At 53.2% G+C, this 594-nt stretch carries 1 protein-coding gene; it reads left to right on the top strand.

All coding sequences use genetic code 11. The features are described from left to right. Window positions 1-298 precede the first annotated feature (298 nt). A partial coding sequence (locus KVS69_RS18610) for a hypothetical protein (RefSeq protein ID WP_217539463.1) occupies window positions 299-594 on the top strand: 296 nt, incomplete at its 3' end.

The raw sequence follows: 594 nt of genomic DNA, 5'->3' as shown, positions 1-594 counted from the left end.
TGCGGACATGAGCATCTCTGTCTCCGGAAAAAAAAGACGTCTGCGGGTTCTGTAAGGGCGACATCGCTGCGGCGGGCCAGGCTGCTGGCTTGAATTCCCTTAGTGTCAGAGCGGTTGACAACAAGACCGGTCTACCAATGACCTGCTATTGGACCCAGGGTATGCGCTCAATCAGAGAGAAGCAATCGGGAAACTAGCCGGATTCTACGTAAGTTCGGATACTGCGCGCACGCGGCTGCCAGTTCGGAATGATCCTTCCAATGAAGAGATTGACGCTACGCTGCAGCTATTTTCGGCAATGAGCGGAATTGTTAGCCTGAGTGAAGATCCCGTGCCTGAGGTTGGAGTCTACGAACTGGCACTATATGCAGACAGCGGAGACTTCATGCTTATGCTTAGTCGCTACACCGACGTCGGAGATCACGAGGTAGATACCATCACAAATCCCACTGCGGGCGAAGGTGAGATTGAAATCCTTGGGGACCTGTATCAGCGATGCATGACGACACGTGACATCGAGCCGGTAAGAAGGTGCTTTCATGAATTCGCCTCTACTGGAAGCGTCCAATCGGCGTCGCTGAAACTTCACGAGGG

The sequence above is a fragment of the Stenotrophomonas sp. GbtcB23 genome, from assembly GCF_019091045.1.
In the GTDB taxonomy this organism is placed as follows: Bacteria; Pseudomonadota; Gammaproteobacteria; order Xanthomonadales; family Xanthomonadaceae; genus Stenotrophomonas; species Stenotrophomonas rhizophila_A.
This window is presented reverse-complemented; position numbering and strand designations above follow the sequence as displayed.